Here is a 17,888-nt window from a genome sequence, read left to right on the forward strand (position 1 = left end):
AACTCGGTTTAAGAGATATTTAACAAAAAAGTTAGGAAAAGTAGCTGCTAGAGCAACATTTGTTAAGCCGATCTCAGGTTAAGTAATCATTACTAAGGTAATTGTTTTTTAATAAAACCAATTAAATAATAGGGCTTTCCCGTGGCAAAAATAATTTCAAAAATCAATATTCGAAGTCAGGAGTTTTCCGATAATGCTGCGCATATGCAAACTCAAATTGATGATTTACGCAATAAGCTCAGTGAGATTAAATTAGGTGGTGGTGAACGCAGTCGTCAGCGCCACTTGGAACGGGGTAAACTATTACCACGCGAGCGCATTAATGCGTTATTAGATGAAGGTTCAGCTTTTCTAGAGTTATCACAACTTGCCGCTTATAAAGTGTATGACGATAATGTACCTGCTGCTGGCATTATTACCGGCATTGGTCGAGTATCAGGACAAGAGTGTGTCATTGTTGCCAACGACGCCACCGTCAAAGGCGGCACTTACTACCCTCTTACGGTCAAAAAACACCTTAGAGCACAAGCTATTGCTCAAGAGAATAACCTACCGTGTATTTATTTAGTGGACTCGGGCGGTGCTAATCTGCCCAATCAGGATGATGTTTTCCCTGATAAAGAGCATTTTGGTCGTATTTTTTTCAATCAAGCAAATATGTCTGCTAATAATATTCCACAGATTGCCGTAGTCATGGGTTCATGTACTGCCGGTGGCGCTTATGTTCCCGCCATGGCTGATGAGTCAATTATTGTTAAAGAGCAAGGCACTATCTTTTTAGCTGGCCCACCACTAGTAAAAGCAGCAACGGGGGAAGAAGTTAGCGCTGAAGACTTAGGCGGTGCTGATGTGCATTGTCGTACCTCTGGCGTTACTGATCACTATGCTCAAAACGACCACCACGCACTAGATATTGCAAGAGCTGCAGTAAAGAATTTAAATCGCAATAAACCTATTAATATGCATCTGCACGCATTAGATAGCGTAGAAGCGCCAAGTTATGCATGCGAAGAAATCTACGGCATTATCCCAAAAGAGACGAAGCAACCTTACGATGTCCGCGAAATTATTGCTCGCGTAGTTGACGGCAGTAATTTTGATGAATTTAAAGCGTTGTATGGCACAACCCTTGTCTGCGGTTTTGCAAAAATATTCGGTTATAGTGTTGGCATTGTCGCGAATAACGGCGTACTTTTTGGTGAATCAGCCGAAAAAGGCGCTCATTTCATTCAACTTTGTGCACAACGTAAAATTCCGTTGGTATTTTTACAAAATATTACCGGCTTTATGGTGGGTAAACAGTATGAATCTGGTGGTATTGCCAAGCATGGCGCTAAAATGGTTACCGCAGTAGCAACCGCTCAAGTACCTAAGTTTACCTTACTAATTGGTGGTAGCTTTGGCGCGGGTAATTACGGTATGTGTGGTCGAGCTTATGATCCTCGCTTCTTATTTATGTGGCCTAATGCGCGTATTTCAGTAATGGGTGGCGAACAAGCCGCTGGTGTTATGGCACAAGTCACTCGCGATAAAAAAGCTAAACTCGGTGAGTCTTGGTCAGCAGAGCAAGAGCAAACGTTTAAACAACCTATTATTGATGACTACGAGCATCAAGGTCACCCTTATTATGCTTCAGCACGTTTATGGGACGACGGTATTATTGATCCTGCCGATACACGTAAAGTGTTGGGTTTAGCTATTTCTGCAGCGCTTAATAAAACCATTGAAGACACCAAGTTTGGTATTTTCAGAATGTAATAAGTTACCGCCGATTTAGCTAACAGAATGTACATCGGTTAGCTCATCAGTGTTGAGGACAATAAAATGATTGATAACATTGCAAATCAAATATCTAACGAAGGTGAAAGTGCAATACTGTTTAGCGTAGATGACAGCGGCGTCGCTTTTGTCACGTTAAACACCCCTGATAAGCATAATGCCTTTGACGATACCATTATTGCCACATTAACCGCCACCTTTAGTGAAATAGCAAAACGTGATGATATTCGCGTGGTTATTTTACAAGCCAACGGTAAAAGCTTTAGCGCAGGTGCTGATTTAGCGTGGATGCAGCGAATGGCAAGTTATAGCTATGAAGATAACTTAAACGATGCCAATAAATTAGCCGTCATGTTAAAAACGCTTAACTTTTTACCACAACCGACCATTGCAAAAATACAAGGAGCCGCTTTTGGTGGTGCTGTTGGTTTAGTCAGCTGCTGTGACATTGCTATTGCAAGTAATAAAGCCAGCTTTTGTTTAAGTGAAGTCAAACTAGGATTAATACCCGCAACCATCAGTCCTTATGTTATTAACGCAATAGGGGTTAAAGCATCGCGACGTTACTTTCAAACTGCCGAACGCTTTTTTGCTGACAAAGCACTACAGCTTGGTTTGGTTGATGAGGTTACAGAGCCTGAGTTATTAAACGATGCGCTAAATGCTATGGTGAAAAAACTGCTTAATAATGGCCCTGATGCCATGGCACAAGTCAAACAGCTTATTTTTGATGTTGCTTACCAGCCCATTAATAACAATTTGCTTGCCGACACCAGTGAGCGTATCGCAAAAATAAGAGTCTCTGCTGAAGGACAAGAAGGTTTAAGTGCCTTTTTTGATAAACGCGCACCCGCATGGCAACACGCTATTACCTCACCTGTTACCGAAAATAAGAGCAAAGGATAACCCTCATGTTTACTAAAATATTAATTGCCAACCGTGGTGAAATTGCTTGTCGAATTATTAAGACCGCCAAAAAAATGGGAATTCTAACGGTTGCGGTTTATTCTGATGCAGATAAAGACGCTTTACATGTACATATGGCAGACGAAGCGATTTACCTTGGCCCCTCACCTTCGCGTGAGAGCTACTTATTAGGCGATAAAGTTCTTGCTGCTGCGAAAAAAACAGGCGCCCAAGCCATTCATCCTGGTTACGGTTTTTTATCTGAAAACAGTGATTTTTGTCGTGCTTGTAGCGAGCAAAACATTACATTTATTGGTCCTCCTGTTGGCGCTATTGAAGCGATGGGATCAAAATCTGCTGCTAAAAATATTATGGAAAAAGCACAAGTTCCTTTAGTGCCTGGTTATCATGGTGATGATCAAAACGAACGGGTGTTAAAAAAAGCAGCTGATGACATGGGTTATCCTGTACTACTTAAAGCAACCGCTGGCGGCGGTGGTAAAGGCATGCGACAAGTTTGGTCTGAAAATGAATTTAGTGACGGTTTTGCCGCAGCAAAACGTGAAGCAATGTCATCTTTTGGCGATGATACTATGCTGGTTGAAAAGTACTTAACCCAACCTCGTCATGTAGAAATTCAAGTGTTTTGTGATAACCATAATAATGCTGTTTACCTTTTTGAGCGAGACTGTTCGGTACAACGCCGCCATCAAAAAGTGATTGAAGAAGCGCCAGCATTTAACATGAGCGAAGCACTACGCGCTCAAATGGGTGAGTCGGCAATAAAGTCAGCGCAAGCTATTGGCTATCAAGGCGCAGGAACTGTGGAATTCTTACTTGATATTGATGGCTCATTTTACTTTATGGAAATGAATACCCGTTTGCAAGTAGAGCATCCGGTCACAGAAATGATTTCTGGACAAGATTTAGTAGAATGGCAATTGCGTGTTGCCGCTGGTGAGAAGCTCCCCAAATCACAACAAGAGCTAACCCTGAACGGCCATGCATTTGAGGCACGTATTTATGCTGAAGACCCAAATAATGACTTTCTTCCTGCCACAGGTACATTAAACCTACTAAAAACGCCAATAGAAAGTTCGCATGTGCGTATTGATACTGGTGTTAGGCAAGGCGATGAGGTGAGCGTTTTTTACGACCCGATGATTGCTAAATTAATTGTATGGGATGAGAGCCGTGCTAAAGCCTTACAACGCCTAACCAAAGCATTAAGAGAATACCGCATTGATGGCGTCACTACCAATATCGACTTTTTATATAATGTTGCGACAACGCAAGCATTTCAGCAAGAGCAAATTGATACCGGCTTTATTGAAAAAAATCAGAGTGCTATTTTTCACCAAGCAACGACAACCGATGAGTGCATGAAAATAACGCATAAACTACCCATTGCGGCATTATTTTTAGTGTTGTCACTCGCGCAAAAATCAAAGAAAAGCGCTTTAAAAAGCTCAGACCCTCACTCCCCTTGGCATCATAGCGATGCTTGGCGTTTAAACGAGCCACACCATCACCGTTTTACGCTTGCCTATGACGAGCAGACATTTCATATTAATGTTGAGCAACAAAGTCGAGCAGAGCAGCGCGACTTTATAATCTACATTCAAAGTGACAGCAGTGACACAAGCCAAAAATTTATCTGCCAAGGTGAATTAATGGGTGAAAATATCATTGCTGTTATTGATGGTCACCGTAGTCAAACAGTGATTGCACAAAGTGATAATAGCCTTAATTTATATCAAGAAGATGGCGTATATAGCTTTACCCAAGTAGTAGCCGATCGTGGACAAAGTAATGAAGCAAGTGATCATGGCGGCTTAAATGCCCCAATGAATGGCACTATAATCAGCGTGTTAGTTAACGCAGGAGATAATGTTACCAAAGATCAACCATTAATGATTATGGAAGCCATGAAAATGGAACACACCATTAAAGCTCCCTGCAATGGCACCATTAACGAAGTATTTTTCAACACTGGAGATATGGTTGATGGTGGTGCTGCTTTACTTGCTTTTAGCAGTGATAACAGCCCTACTAACAAGGAGCTTTGATAATGAATGATATAACTCAAACCAGCTCACCTACATTACCGACATTCGTTAAAATTGTTGAGGTAGGCCCACGTGATGGCTTGCAAAATGAAGTTATTCCTATCTCAGCACAAGATAAAGTTTCTTTAATAACTCAACTTGCAGATGCAGGTGTGAGTTATATAGAAAGTGGTAGTTTTGTATCACCTAAATGGGTGCCACAAATGGCAACTTCCACTGAAGTTTTTCAAACATTAACACGTAAACCTAGTGTCACTTATGCCGCACTAACACCAAATATGAAAGGGTTTGAAGCGGCAATGGCAGCGGGAGCTGATGAAGTAGCAATATTTGCAGCAGCATCAGAAAGCTTTAGCCAAAAAAACATTAATTGCTCAATTGAGGAAAGCATTACACGCTTTGAGCCAATATTAGCCGCCGCTAAAAATGCCAATATTAAAGTACGCGGTTATGTCTCTTGTGTTGTAGGTTGCCCATACGAAGGAAACATCTCCCCTGATGCCGTCGCTTTGGTTGCTCAAACCTTATACAACAAAGGCTGCTATGAGATATCACTTGGCGATACTATAGGTGTAGGCACACCAGCGAGTGTAACAAAGATGTTACAGGCAGTTAGCGCACGTGTACCAATGGCTAAACTAGCAGTTCATTTTCATGATACCTATGGCCAAGCGTTAACTAACATTTACGCAGCACTTCAGCTTGGTATAAATGTCGTTGACTCGGCTATTGCAGGCTTAGGCGGCTGTCCCTATGCTAAGGGCGCTTCTGGCAATGTTGCAACCGAAGATGTTGTCTACCTATTAAATGGTTTAGGTATAGAATCAAATATAGATTTCAATAAACTGCTCAGCGCAGGATGGTTTATCAGCGATAAACTAGGTAAGGCCCCTATATCAAAAGTATCTAACGCCTACCTAGCTAAAGCTCAATAAAATAGAGTTCATAACTAATTACTCAGGAGAGAAAAATGGCAGGATTTGACAAAGTAGTGTCAAGCTACGAAGAAGCCATGGCAGGGTTAACCGATAACATGACCATTATTGCTGGCGGTTTCGGTTTATGTGGTATTCCAGAGAACCTTATCGCCGAAATAAAGCGTAAAGGAACTAAAGGCTTAACCTTGGTTTCAAATAACTGTGGCGTAGATGACTTTGGGTTAGGCGTACTCCTACCTAACCGTCAAATAAAAAAAATCATTGCATCATATGTTGGTGAAAATGCCGAATTTGAACGTCAAATGATGGCAGGTGAATTAGAAGTAGAATTAACACCACAAGGAACATTAGCTGAAAAAATGCGTGCTGGCGGCGCTGGTATTCCTGCATTTTTTACAGCGACAGGGGTTGGCACTCCAGTAGCCGAAGGCAAAGAAGAGCGAAGCTTTAACGGACGAGACTATATTTTAGAAGAAGCGATTACTGGCGACTTTGCTATTGTTAAAGCATGGAAGGCCGACAGGTATGGCAATTTAGTTTTTCGAAAAACAGCACGTAACTTTAACCCATTAGCAGCGACTGCGGGTAAAATTACGGTAGTTGAAGTTGAAGAAATTGTTGAAGTAGGTGAATTAGACCCTGATCAAATTCACACTCCAGGTATTTACGTTAATCGTGTGATTAAAGGCAGTTTTGAAAAGCGCATTGAGCAACGTACTACTCGCCCAGCAGACTCAGAAACTGCCCAACCAAAGCATCAGGGAGAATAACCATGGCTTTATCAAGAGAGCAAATTGCTCAACGTGTTGCCCAAGAATTAAAAGACGGTTATTACGTCAACTTAGGCATTGGTATCCCAACACTTGTTGCTAACTTTGTGCCAAAAGGTATTGAAGTAATGTTACAGTCTGAAAACGGTTTACTGGGTATGGGACAATTCCCAACAGAAGGTGAAATTGACGCAGACTTAATCAATGCTGGCAAACAAACCGTTACTATGGCAACAGGTGCTTCTATTTTTGATTCTGCCGAGTCATTTGCCATGATTCGTGGTGGTCATGTTGATTTAACGGTACTAGGCGCTTTTGAAGTTGATGTTCATGGCAATATTGCTTCTTACATGATCCCAGGAAAGCTAATTAAAGGCATGGGCGGTGCTATGGATTTAGTTGCAGGCGCAGACAATATTATTGTAACTATGACTCACGCATCGAAGCATGGTGTATCTAAGCTGCTTAATAATTGCTCTTTACCGTTAACCGGTAAAGGTTGTATTAAAAAAGTACTTACTGATCTTGCCTTTATTGAAATAAAACAAGGTAAGTTTCATTTACTTGAGCGTGCACCTGGCGTTACCGTAGAAGAAATTATTAAATTAACCGAAGGTGAGCTCATCGTAAACGGTGATATACCTGAAATGAAATTTTAGTAAACATGAGACTCAATAAGAGCTAAGTATCCGCTAAACTTGCATTTTCGGCAAAATTTAGTGATACTTAACTTCGACAAAGAAAAGGCAAGGCTCGCGAAAACGTGCTACGCAAAACCACCGGTCTAAGGGTTTAGTAATACTGCTAAGCCTATGACAGCGGAGTTACCTCGTTAAGGGTACATCCTGTGGTTTTTTCTTTTATTAACTCAATTATTTAAGGTTATTAAAATGAAAAAATTATTACTAGCTTCAACCATTACAGCTTTAACATTAACGTTTACATTTAACGCACCAACAGCTCAGGCTGCTAATATAGCTCAAAGCTTATGCGACTATGTCGCTGCTGATGACAAAAAACGTATGCGTTCTTTTTTAAAGTCTCATAAATTAAAAATACGTAGTATTTTTGATGGTGTTCAATGTAATGGCCAGAACTTGTTAGAATTTGCAGCAACGTCAGGCTCAGTAGAGACTGGCTCTTTGATGATTTCAAAATTACCAAAGAAAGTTGTATCAGCTAATTTAGCGCTTATTCAAACAGGATCACAACCGTTGATCGATGCTGCTAACGATCGTGTTAGTAGCTAAAAATTATTTCAAGTAAACGTTAATGTTTTGTAGTAACAAAGTATAAGAATGTTTCACTGGTAAATAATTCTATGTCACTTAAAAAGCCAGCATTTGCTGGCTTTTTTTTATCTACAACTTACAATGAAGTTAGGTAGTGTTAATAATAAAATAATCGATGAGTAGTAAACGAAATAAAAACCATAGTCAACATGCTCTAGTATTAACTGGCGGTGGTGCACGCGCTGCTTATCAAGTCGGTGTATTATCTGCTATCGCTAAATTTGTGCCTCGTAATCATCCAAGTCCCTTCCCCATTCTTTGTGGAACATCAGCCGGAGCAATCAACTCAACAGCACTTGCTTGTTATACCTCATGCTTTCAATTGGGGGTTAAAAAGCTTGAATGGGTTTGGAAAAACTTTAATATTTCCCAAGTTTATCACTGTGATCCAACAAGGGTTTATGGTCACATTGCTTATGGCATGCTGGCTAGCTTTCAGGCGGATTACGCAAATAAATCATCACACAGTTTATTAAATAACGCACCATTAAGACACTTACTTAATCGCTTGATCGACTTTAGGAGAATTGATAGAAATATACTTCAAGGAACATTATCTGCATTATCAGTTACGGCATCTAGCTATAGTAACGGCGATTCTATTAGCTTTTATCAAGGAAAGGATAATATACAGCCTTGGTCGCGTGTGAAACGAAAAGGTGAAAAAAGCCAATTAAACACCGAACATTTAATGGCTTCGGCCGCTATTCCTATGGTATTTCCATCAGTAAAAATTAAAAACCAATATTTTGGTGACGGGTCTGTACATCAACTTTCACCGTTAAGCCCTGCAATACATTTAGGCGCTAAACGATTATTTATTATTGGCGTCGAACAACCAAAAGAACTAATACACCCTAATGAAAACAACCCTCACCCACCAACAGGTGCAACAGTAGCAGGGCACTTACTCGACTCTATATTTTCTGACACTATGAGTAGCGACCTTGAAAGAATGTCGAGAATTAATGCAACCTTACAACTCATTCCTCAAGAAGTGCGCGCTAAAAATGAAGGGTTGCAGCATATTGACAGTTTTGTCGTCAACCCAAGTCATAATTTTAACGCAATTGCTAGCGACTATTATCAAGATTTACCGCTCTCGATTCGGTTACTACTAAGAAGCTCAGGTATTAAGAGTGAGTCTGACTCAAGTATTATGAGTTATTTACTCTTTGATAAAAATTTTTGTAGTGAGCTGATTAAACTTGGTTTTGAGGATGCAATGCAAAAAGAAAGTTCTATACGAGCATTCCTTGACCTTTAGAATTTTATCACCAATAAAATCATACACCTATTGTGCTTAATGACCTTTTTGAATAAAACGTTCTACTTGCTCTATGCTTTTAGGCTTACCGCGCACAATCAGTGTATCTTGGGCTTGTAAAATGGTATGGCTTTCAGACATTTCAATTTCTTTATTTTCTCGGCGTAAACTTACAACATGGATATTTTGGGCTGATAAGTTAAGTGCCTCAATAGACTGCCCTTGCGCAAAGGAGTCTTCGTTAATTAAAATTGCATGAGCAAATTCAACCCTATCTATGACAGCTGAACTCATATCTGTTTGTTCGCCTTGAAAAAAGCCATGAAGGTGATTGTAATGATTTTTACGCTCGTGCTGTACTCGGCGCATAATACGAGAAAAAGGCACGCCCGTTAACGAAAGTACTTGTGAAACTAACATCAAACTGCCTTCTAAGCTTTCGGGCACGACTTCATTAGCGCCAGCAGCTTGCAATACGTTAAGTTGATCATCATTACGAGTTCTGACCAGAATAGGGACATCAGCCGACATAGATCTTATTTTTTGTACTACCTCTAAAGATTGCTTGTCTTCACCAAAAGCAATCACTACTAACTTAGCTTTAGTAAGGTGCGCGGCATTAAGTATTTCGCTTTGTCGAGAGGAGCCAAACAATACTTTTTCACCTGCCTCTCGCGCTTTCCTTGTTCTAAGTGGATCTATATCAATAGCGACAAAATCAATGTTATCTTGTTTTAAAAAACGACTAACCGTTTGCCCTACACGACCAAAACCACAAATAACCACGTGATTTTCAAGGCTAAAATGCTCAGGCAGCTGTATTAAGTCTTCAGTATCGGGTGACTTTTCTTGACTTAAAAATAATGACCAAGCGCGTGCATTATTTATCATATAAGGTGTAATAGCCATACTCAGTACGCCAGCACCTAATAACATCGACGTTTCACGTAATGATAAAATTTGGCTTTGATCGGCTAAGGCAATAAGTACAAAGCCAAACTCCCCCATTTGAGCTAGTATTAAACCCGACGCCCAAGCATCTTTAGCGGACTCTCCTGCCTTCATTGCTAAGAACTTAATAATCAATATTTTAATTAACATAAAGCTAATAATTAGCCCTAATAAACTCACTGGTGAAGAGAGTAATAATCCAACATCAAGTTTCATTCCAACGGTAATGAAGAATAGCCCGAGTAAAATATCGCGATACGGCCTTATATCAGCCTCAAGTTGATGTTTATATTCACTCTCACCCAGCATCATTCCTGCTAAAAAGGCTCCTAAAGCCATAGATAAGCCAAACCATTGAGTAAAAGCCGCAGCTAATAAAGTGACCAACAGGGTCGTTAATACAAACAACTCATCGGTTCTCACCTGCGCAATAATATTAAATACTTTAGGTAGTAACCATTTACCGATAAGTAAAAGTAGCGCTACGACAAAAACACCTTTAACCATGGCAAGCAATAACGCCCACACCATAGAGCCCTGACTATCAAGCGCCAACATAGGAATAATAATTAATAACGGAACAACAGCAACATCTTGAAAAAGTAAAACCGCAACAGAGAGCTGCCCTGACTTACGCTGCATTGCGCCACTTTCACTAAGCTGCCTAATAACAATTGCAGTTGATGATAATGTTAATACACTAGCCACCACAAAAGCGCCCGCAAAACTCAACCCAAAGAACAGCCCAGCAAGAATAAAAACAATTAACGATAGGACAACTTGTAAACTACCAACAGATAGCACTATATGTCGCATAGCGATTAAGCGGGGTAATGAAAATTCAAGACCAAGGGTAAACAACAAAAAGACAATGCCAAGCTCCGCAAAATGTTCATAACTTTTCTGATCATTAACAATATTAAAACCATATTGGCCCACCAACATACCTGCAACCAAATATGCGAGAATAGCTGGCAGCTTTAAGCGGCGAAATAGCCAGACCACAAAAACGGCACAAGTTAAAATAGCTAAAATATCAAAATATCCGCTCACGTATTATCCTTTCGTTATATTGTAAAAATGTTCATCCGTAGAGCTATACGCGTAATAAATAGTAGTTATAGGCATAAAATAACCTATGGCAAACTATTGCCGCTTACTACTTACTAATAATTTGACGTTAGTACAAATCCAATAACATCTTAATATTGTAGTCTATAGCTTCAGGTACATACTAAATTTTAGCTCACAAACAAAATTACTTTTCAATGACTTAAGTTATCACACACAAGCCACATCTAAATTATTCTTTTAGCTTTAACTTATATTTTAAAATTGGCTTAAAGCTTGCTTGGTTACAACTATTAACTCAATACGTCAGATTATTAACACCATTATAAATACCTTGGCGTTACCCTGACGAATAAAAGCTGAACCCAGAGGTATATGCATGCAGACTTTAAATGTATTGGATAATAGGTTTTCATCATTTTCAACATTAAGTACATCACCAGCCGATGAGCTAGCAGCTAAAAAAACATATGAAGCGCTTTTTAGTGCTGATCGTACTTTATCGTTAGTTGAATTATTTAATACCACATTAGACTTAGCGTCATTACTCAATAATTTCTCTATTGAAGCTACTCGCTATTTAGATTTCAGTGGTTTGTTTTTTAAAAGTTACTCCGTAAACATAGCATTAGATGGCAGTAAAAAGGCTAAGTATGAACATCGTTTTGATTTAAAAATTAGTGACACATATATTGGCACCTTAACTTATGCCATTAATACACCGATGAGCCTTATTAACATTCAAATACTAGACAAACTACATCAATGTTTGTCTTATCCATTAAAGAATGCAATTAGCTATTACGACGCCATTCAATTAGCGATGCAAGATGCACTAACAGGCTTAGGCAACCGTCGCTATTTTGATGAGCAACTCAAACGTGCTATGCACAATGCAAATCGCCATCATAGTGTGGTTGGTTTAGTGTTAGGTGATTTAAACAAGTTTAAAGCCATTAATGATAATTATGGCCATGCCGTAGGCGATCAAGTACTGATTGAGTTCTCAAACATTTTACGTTTATGTATCCGTGACTCAGATAGCTTATTTCGCTTTGGTGGTGATGAGTTTGCGATATTGATTGAAAATGCTAATGAAAGTGCTATCAACCTTATTGAGCACAGAGTAAGTAATGCACTACATGAGAATATATTGTTAAGTAAATACAATTTGGGGTGCAGCTTAGGCGCAACCTTAATGAATAGAGCGGATAGTGAACAAAGTATATTTGCGCGCGCTGACAGAGCGTTATATAGAAAGAAAGCTTATACCGCACAACACTTAAGTGTGATCTAGCTTATTGATGTATAAACTATTCATAAATAATGACACCCGCTAAAATAAGGTTATTCACGAACTAGTTATAAAACTTAAGATATTAAATATTAGGAAAAAAGCGGCTAGAGAAATATTTATTAAGCCAAGTTCAGGCTAAATACTAACTCAATTGCTTAAAAGCAACTTGCCGTTCAGTTGCAGAAGCATTGACAAGTAAGCGACAAAAACGCACCGTTTGCGCAAAATAGCGCGGTGTAATATCACCTTTTGATAATTTATATAGCACCGCACTGAAGTAATGCCGATCAATGAAAAATGTTTTTGCGTAATGCTTAATCGCATCATCTAAAGAAGGGTAAACCACATCATCAAAAGTAAACGTTAAAGTAGGCTCATTGTCATAATATTCAACTCCGTCAATCACTAGCGGCCAGCTTTGATAATTAACTCTATCTCTGGCGACTTCGTAAACAAACCAAGCACTACGAGCAAAGCCTGCAAAATTCCCATGCTCAAACTCACTGGTAGCTAACTCTTCTTCCGTCCAATTAATGCCGATGGCTAAGTGTTTATTGTACCTAACCATTAGGCTACTTTTAACAAAATGATTAACTTGCCAAATAGAGTGTACCGCCGCGCTTTTGGCTATTTTATTACACTCATCACAGCTAGGAACCGATAATAAAACGTGCGGGCAATTAAAAGCAGAACGTTCTCCATCAGGGAAAGTAAACTCCCCTGAGTTAGGCTCACCACAAAACCAGCAACAATGTCTTTTATCAAAAGGGGTTTCTGTTATTACTGGCATCATAGTAGAAGACTTAACGTTTTTTCTTTATTTTATTATTGTATTTAGTGGCACTTGCTCCACGACCTTGTCCTTTTTTCTTCAATTCTTTTTTCGCTATACCTTGATTTTTTTCTTGAGTAGCACGGTATCTATTTTTACTCTCTTTTTTTACCGTTGCTTGCTGATACTCATCAGCTTCTGTGCGGTTAAACTCATAACCAGGCACAATAATACGTTCAAACTTGCGCTCTATAAGTAACTCAATATTTTCTAAGAAGCGTTCATCTTTAGGGCTAACTAGCGAAATAGCGGTACCAGATTTACCTGCTCGGCCTGTACGGCCAACACGGTGCACATAATCCTCGGCTAAAAATGGTAGGTGGAAATTAACCACATAAGCTAAATCATCAATATCTAAACCGCGAGCAGCAACATCAGTTGCAACCAATACTCTCACTTGACCTTCTTTAAACTGCTCTAATGCTTTATTACGCGCACCTTGTGTTTTATCACCATGGCACAACGCCGCTTTAATGCCATCAAGCTTTAGCTCTTTAGCTAAGGTGTTAGCACTTTCTTTAGTTCCTGCAAAAACTAATACTTGCTGCCAATTGTTCACGCCAATAAGTTCTGATAATAATTCACGTTTTCTTGCTTCACTTACCCAATAAACGGCCTGCTTAATTTTACCTGAAGTGGTATTTTGTTTAGCAACACTAATTGTTTTAGGTGTTACTAATAACTGGTTAGCGAGTGATTTTACACGTTCAGAAAATGTTGCAGAGAACATTAATGTTTGATGCTTATGTTTAATTGCCACCATTAGCTTTTCAATATCCGTTAAAAAGCCCATATCGAGCATTCTATCGGCTTCATCGAGTACTAAAAATTTCACTTGTGATAAGTCAACATTACGTAATGTTAAATGCTCTAACAAACGACCTGGCGTGGCAATTAATACATCGAGCCCTTGCTTAAGCATGTTAGTTTGCGAGGCCATTCTGCCGCCGCCATAAATAACGCCACTTCTAATTGGAAGGAACTGACTAAAGGTTTTAACATTTTCGGCAACTTGATTAGCAAGTTCGCGTGTAGGCGTTAAAATTAACGCACGAATAGCTTGCCCTGACGCGACTTTATCATTTTCAGCAGCTGCGCTATTTGCCGCATTATTGGCTTTAGCTATTTCATCTAGAATAGGCAAACTAAAAGCGGCTGTTTTGCCTGTTCCCGTTTGGGCGCTCGCTAAAACATCAACACCTTGACGAATAACAGGAATAGCTTGTTGCTGTATCGGGGTTAAATTTTTATAACCACATGCTTTTACTGCTTTTAATAAATTAGCCGACAAGCCAATTGCATCAACACTCATAAATCACCTAAGTTCAAAAATCAAAGCTACAATAGTGAAGCTTAATATGGCGGCGATTATAATATAAATAGTAACGTTAGTCTTATAATCCTCATCATTATCGTGAACATTACCGCTATATATTCAACTTATGATGAGTATTCTGATTTTAATGATAATTCACTTGCATGTTTCGCCTAGGCTTATACACTTAGATTACCTAATTACATGTATATACAGTTTTTATTATATTTTATCGTGATTATGTTGAGTCGTTAAAGGAAGTACGTTGTTCAAATCATCTATTATATTATCAATAATAATGTGCTTTAGTACTACGGTGCTGGCCGACACTAAAGTTAAGCTTGGCATGTCTAATGCCACAGCTGGCCCTGTCGCATCCTTAGGAGCCGAGCTATACCTTGGCTCTCAAACCTATTTTGAACAACTCAACTTACAAGGCGGTATTAATGGGAAACAGGTTGAGTTACTTAGCTTAAATGATAATTATGAGCCTAAATTAACGGTAATTAACACCAGAACTTTCATAGAACAAGAACAAGTATTTGCTTTATTTGGTTACGTTGGTACACCAACATCCTATGCTATTTTACCGATTTTAAAAAAAACCGGAATCCCTTATCTGATGCCATTTACTGGTGCTGACTTTTTACGCCGCCCGATTAAAGAAAACATTTTTAATTTAAGAGCAAGTTACCTACAAGAAGCACAAACCCAAATAGACTATTTAATCAATAAAAAGCGCTATAAAAACATTGCCTTAGTGATACAAGCGGACGAATTTGGTTTAGCCGCTCAACGAGCTTTAAACAAAGAGTTGAGTCGCTACAATATAACGCCAGTTGTGAATGCTCGTTACCAGCGAAATACACGAGATATGAGTCATGTTATTAAAAAACTACAAACAAAACCTATTGATGCGGTTATTTTTATTGGTACTTACGAGCCCTTTAGTCACTTAATCAACACTGCCGCTCAAGAAAAAATTGACGTACTGTTTACCAGCCTATCGTTTATAGCCAGTCACGAAGTATACTCTCGGCTCAAATATAATAGCCGCGTGATGATAACGGAGGTTTTCCCCGATCCAAGTGAATGTCAGTGGACTATCTGTCAAAAGTTTAAAAATGATATGACAAAAGCGGGAGTAAATAAATTAAATAGAGTGCAGCTAGAAGGTTATATAAATGCCCATGTATTTTCCGAGGTTGCAAAACGCTGCGAACAGGAATTAAGCCATGCATGCTTAATAAAGCAGTTTGAGCAATACTCCTTTAAAGACAAATATTTAGACATTAAATTTAGTGATAGCAATCACCAGGGCTTACAAAAAATATATTTATCTTTTAGCCCTGGAGCATTATTGCCATAGTTAATTTATAAATAAGTTAGCCAATATCATCAAGCGGCCAAGTCACAATGTGATTCTCATAATCTTCGAGTCTCACTTCATCATCTTTTAGAATTTTACCGCGTACCGACATGCCCGCTTTATGCATGGCAGATTTTTTACCTTTATGTAACAGTGGATGCCATGATGGAATATCTCGCCCTTCTTGCAATCGACGATAAGTACAACTGGGTGGCATTAGTAATACAGCTTCAATATTTTTGGGTGTTAACCGAATACATTCAGGCACTAATTCTGTTCGTGCTTCATACTTAGAGCACTGACAAGTCTTTTCATTAAGCAACTGACATGCAATGTTTGAATAATATACTTGCTCACCTTCATTAATATGATCTGTCGATAATAATTCGTTTTCATCTTCAGCGCTTTCATCATCAATAAATTTGTTTAAACAGCACTTTCCACAGCCGTCACATAATGACTCCCATTCACTCTTGGTCATTTCTTTTAATGATTTTTGCTGCCAAAAAGGTTGCTCTGCTTGGGTATTAGTCATGATATTAGTTCAAGTTATATTCGACAAAAGATAGTACGAGAGCCTACTGATCTGAGTACATAAAATTCAGACATAAAAAAAGGCATCGCTCCAGGATGCCTTTATTATAACAGTTTACTGAACGGGCGGGAACTTGATACGATCAGATAAAAGCCCAACAGAGCTAACAAAATAATATGATAAATTCCAATGCATTAAGCTCTTATAGTTATCATAAGCTAAGTACACTCGACCATTTTCATCATCAGGAAAAACCAATGCAGCTTTAATATCAACATGTGGTAAGTTAGTACCATCAACACGGCGTATTCCTAATGCCTGCCACTCACTCAAGGTTTTTTCACTGTCACCCCAAGCTTTTAACCAGTTTTTACGACTACCGGTATTTCTAGGAATAGCTAACGATGTGTCAAAGTTTTCTGGCAATTTAACTTGTCGACCCCAAGTTAGCTCATCATTCCAACCTTCTTTTTGTAAGTAATTGGCCATTGACGCAAATATATCAGCTTGGTTTTGCCAAATATCTTTCTTTCCGTCACCGTCGCCATCAACCGCGTAACTTAAAAATGACGTAGGCATAAATTGGTTTTGTCCCATAGCACCAGCCCAAGAGCCTTTCATGTTATCAATATTAATATGTCCTTCATCAAGTATTGTTAATGCTGCCATAAGCTGCTTTTTAAAAAAGGTTTCGCGTCGCCCTTCATACGCTAATGTAGATAACGCTGAAATAACATTGTAACCGCCGGTATAACTACCAAAATTTGTTTCTAATCCCCATAAAGCAACAATAAATCGTGGCTGAACACTGTACTTTTCAGCAACATCATTAAGCAAGTCCTTATGTTGTTTATACAAAGTTCGTGCTTTATCCACTTTCCATTGCGGCACGCGCTTTGGTAAGTATGTATCTAGGGTTTCTACTTTTTCAGGCTGGCTTCGGTCTGCCTTGACCGCTCGCTTATGAAACTTAACATCGGCAAAACTATTATTAACTAATGCTTCACTAAAGCCTTGCTTAATCGCTTCATTTTTTAGTTCGGTAACATAAAGTGCAAAGCCCTCTTCTGTTAGCTCTTTTTTTTCAGCTAACGCTTGAGTCGACATGGCGCTGGTTGCTAAAACGAGTGCCGTTAAAGCTTGTTTTATTTTAGTTAGGTTAAATGGCATCATCATTCCTTAGTGCTTAATTCATTTTGAGCTGTCATTTGCGCTTTATGTGTTTTTAGTAAATCTTCCTTCGGTGGTGGAAGTTGCAAATAATATCCTTGCTCGTTAAGGCTACTTTTTACTTTCTCTAAGTCAGCCAACGCTAATTTTTTCTTAGTGGCCAAGTTAGTTAAGGTAACTAAGTGTGGTGTGCCAAAAGTAATCATGAGCGCTTCTGGCACACTAGAGAAGTCATCTCGTGACTTAACATAAAGGTAAGTTTGATCTTTTTTGGGGCTTTTATAAATTGCACATAGCATAATGGAGACCTATATCGGATAAGTAAGT

At 39.0% G+C, this 17,888-nt stretch carries 16 protein-coding genes and 1 riboswitch; of the genes, 10 read left to right on the forward strand and 6 right to left on the reverse strand.

Going from position 1 to position 17,888, the window contains the following annotated elements; genetic code table 11:
• Positions 1-141: 141 nt before the first annotated feature.
• The 8 genes from KO495_RS11435 (at position 142) to KO495_RS11470 (ending at position 9,021) form a co-directional block, all read left to right on the forward strand.
• Complete coding sequence (locus KO495_RS11435; protein WP_215980542.1) at positions 142-1,758, forward strand: carboxyl transferase domain-containing protein; 1,617 nt, start codon at positions 142-144, stop codon at positions 1,756-1,758.
• Between the two features lie 66 nt (positions 1,759-1,824).
• Positions 1,825-2,685, forward strand: coding sequence for an enoyl-CoA hydratase/isomerase family protein (locus KO495_RS11440; protein WP_215980543.1), 861 nt, complete (start codon positions 1,825-1,827; stop codon positions 2,683-2,685).
• Positions 2,686-2,690: 5 nt separating this feature from the next.
• The gene (locus tag KO495_RS11445) at positions 2,691-4,754 is read left to right on the forward strand and encodes an acetyl/propionyl/methylcrotonyl-CoA carboxylase subunit alpha (RefSeq protein ID WP_215980544.1); all 2,064 of its coding nucleotides are present in this window, start codon (positions 2,691-2,693) and stop codon (positions 4,752-4,754) included.
• Between the two features lie 2 nt (positions 4,755-4,756).
• The gene (locus KO495_RS11450) at positions 4,757-5,689 is read left to right on the forward strand and encodes a hydroxymethylglutaryl-CoA lyase (protein WP_215980545.1); all 933 of its coding nucleotides are present in this window, start codon (positions 4,757-4,759) and stop codon (positions 5,687-5,689) included.
• 35 nt (positions 5,690-5,724) lie between these two features.
• A complete protein-coding gene (locus tag KO495_RS11455; RefSeq protein WP_215980546.1) occupies positions 5,725-6,462 on the forward strand; it encodes a CoA transferase subunit A in 738 nt (245 codons plus the stop codon).
• A gap of 2 nt (positions 6,463-6,464) precedes the next feature.
• Positions 6,465-7,121, forward strand: a complete 657-nt coding sequence (locus KO495_RS11460; RefSeq protein WP_215980547.1) for a 3-oxoacid CoA-transferase subunit B — start codon at positions 6,465-6,467, stop codon at positions 7,119-7,121.
• Positions 7,122-7,197: 76 nt separating this feature from the next.
• Positions 7,198-7,294, forward strand: a riboswitch (cyclic di-GMP riboswitch).
• Between the two features lie 58 nt (positions 7,295-7,352).
• The gene (locus tag KO495_RS11465) at positions 7,353-7,712 is read left to right on the forward strand and encodes a DUF3718 domain-containing protein (RefSeq protein WP_252738924.1); all 360 of its coding nucleotides are present in this window, start codon (positions 7,353-7,355) and stop codon (positions 7,710-7,712) included.
• A gap of 157 nt (positions 7,713-7,869) precedes the next feature.
• Positions 7,870-9,021: a patatin-like phospholipase family protein gene (locus KO495_RS11470; protein ID WP_215980548.1), complete on the forward strand. Its 1,152-nt coding sequence runs from the start codon at positions 7,870-7,872 to the stop codon at positions 9,019-9,021.
• 36 nt (positions 9,022-9,057) lie between these two features.
• Here KO495_RS11470 and KO495_RS17745 read toward each other — a convergent pair whose 3' ends face one another.
• Positions 9,058-11,025 (reverse strand): monovalent cation:proton antiporter family protein, encoded by a 1,968-nt coding sequence (locus KO495_RS17745; RefSeq protein WP_215980549.1) that lies wholly within the window; start codon positions 11,023-11,025, stop codon positions 9,058-9,060.
• Between the two features lie 397 nt (positions 11,026-11,422).
• Here KO495_RS17745 and KO495_RS11480 point away from each other — a divergent pair, with 397 nt between their 5' ends.
• Complete coding sequence (locus KO495_RS11480) at positions 11,423-12,340, forward strand: GGDEF domain-containing protein (protein WP_215980550.1); 918 nt, start codon at positions 11,423-11,425, stop codon at positions 12,338-12,340.
• A gap of 142 nt (positions 12,341-12,482) precedes the next feature.
• On the opposite strand, the gene KO495_RS11485 is transcribed toward KO495_RS11480, so the two are convergent.
• Both KO495_RS11485 and KO495_RS11490 read right to left on the reverse strand, forming a co-directional pair.
• Positions 12,483-13,133, reverse strand: coding sequence for a hypothetical protein (locus KO495_RS11485; protein ID WP_215980551.1), 651 nt, complete (start codon positions 13,131-13,133; stop codon positions 12,483-12,485).
• Positions 13,134-13,143: 10 nt separating this feature from the next.
• Positions 13,144-14,484, reverse strand: coding sequence for a DEAD/DEAH box helicase (locus KO495_RS11490; RefSeq protein ID WP_215980552.1), 1,341 nt, complete (start codon positions 14,482-14,484; stop codon positions 13,144-13,146).
• Positions 14,485-14,785: 301 nt separating this feature from the next.
• On the opposite strand from KO495_RS11490, the gene KO495_RS11495 reads away from it, so the two are divergent.
• Positions 14,786-15,856, forward strand: a complete 1,071-nt coding sequence (locus KO495_RS11495; RefSeq protein WP_289847625.1) for an ABC transporter substrate-binding protein — start codon at positions 14,786-14,788, stop codon at positions 15,854-15,856.
• 16 nt (positions 15,857-15,872) lie between these two features.
• On the opposite strand, the gene KO495_RS11500 is transcribed toward KO495_RS11495, so the two are convergent.
• From KO495_RS11500 to KO495_RS11510, 3 genes are all read right to left on the reverse strand, one after another.
• Positions 15,873-16,391 carry a YcgN family cysteine cluster protein gene (locus KO495_RS11500; protein ID WP_215980554.1) on the reverse strand — a complete coding sequence of 173 codons (519 nt, stop codon included), beginning with the start codon at positions 16,389-16,391 and terminating at the stop codon, positions 15,873-15,875.
• A gap of 114 nt (positions 16,392-16,505) precedes the next feature.
• The gene (locus KO495_RS11505) at positions 16,506-17,561 is read right to left on the reverse strand and encodes a lytic murein transglycosylase (RefSeq protein WP_215980555.1); all 1,056 of its coding nucleotides are present in this window, start codon (positions 17,559-17,561) and stop codon (positions 16,506-16,508) included.
• 2 nt (positions 17,562-17,563) lie between these two features.
• Positions 17,564-17,860 carry a YcgL domain-containing protein gene (locus KO495_RS11510; RefSeq protein WP_215980556.1) on the reverse strand — a complete coding sequence of 99 codons (297 nt, stop codon included), beginning with the start codon at positions 17,858-17,860 and terminating at the stop codon, positions 17,564-17,566.
• Positions 17,861-17,888 lie beyond the last annotated feature (28 nt).

The sequence above is a fragment of the Colwellia sp. D2M02 genome (genome assembly GCF_018860755.1).
Classification (GTDB): Bacteria; Pseudomonadota; Gammaproteobacteria; order Enterobacterales; family Alteromonadaceae; genus Colwellia; species Colwellia asteriadis.

Coding starts and splice junctions, on each gene's coding strand:
- KO495_RS11440 (WP_215980543.1), top strand. CDS start 1,825: ATGATTGATAACATTGCAAATCAAATATCTAACGAAGGTGAAAGTGCA.
- KO495_RS11445 (WP_215980544.1), top strand. CDS start 2,691: ATGTTTACTAAAATATTAATTGCCAACCGTGGTGAAATTGCTTGTCGA.
- KO495_RS11450 (WP_215980545.1), top strand. CDS start 4,757: ATGAATGATATAACTCAAACCAGCTCACCTACATTACCGACATTCGTT.
- KO495_RS11455 (WP_215980546.1), top strand. CDS start 5,725: ATGGCAGGATTTGACAAAGTAGTGTCAAGCTACGAAGAAGCCATGGCA.
- KO495_RS11460 (WP_215980547.1), top strand. CDS start 6,465: ATGGCTTTATCAAGAGAGCAAATTGCTCAACGTGTTGCCCAAGAATTA.
- KO495_RS11465 (WP_252738924.1), top strand. CDS start 7,353: ATGAAAAAATTATTACTAGCTTCAACCATTACAGCTTTAACATTAACG.
- KO495_RS11470 (WP_215980548.1), top strand. CDS start 7,870: ATGAGTAGTAAACGAAATAAAAACCATAGTCAACATGCTCTAGTATTA.
- KO495_RS11480 (WP_215980550.1), top strand. CDS start 11,423: ATGCAGACTTTAAATGTATTGGATAATAGGTTTTCATCATTTTCAACA.
- KO495_RS11485 (WP_215980551.1), bottom strand. CDS start 13,133: ATGATGCCAGTAATAACAGAAACCCCTTTTGATAAAAGACATTGTTGC.
- KO495_RS11490 (WP_215980552.1), bottom strand. CDS start 14,484: ATGAGTGTTGATGCAATTGGCTTGTCGGCTAATTTATTAAAAGCAGTA.
- KO495_RS11495 (WP_289847625.1), top strand. CDS start 14,786: ATGTGCTTTAGTACTACGGTGCTGGCCGACACTAAAGTTAAGCTTGGC.
- KO495_RS11500 (WP_215980554.1), bottom strand. CDS start 16,391: ATGACTAATACCCAAGCAGAGCAACCTTTTTGGCAGCAAAAATCATTA.
- KO495_RS11505 (WP_215980555.1), bottom strand. CDS start 17,561: ATGCCATTTAACCTAACTAAAATAAAACAAGCTTTAACGGCACTCGTT.
- KO495_RS11510 (WP_215980556.1), bottom strand. CDS start 17,860: ATGCTATGTGCAATTTATAAAAGCCCCAAAAAAGATCAAACTTACCTT.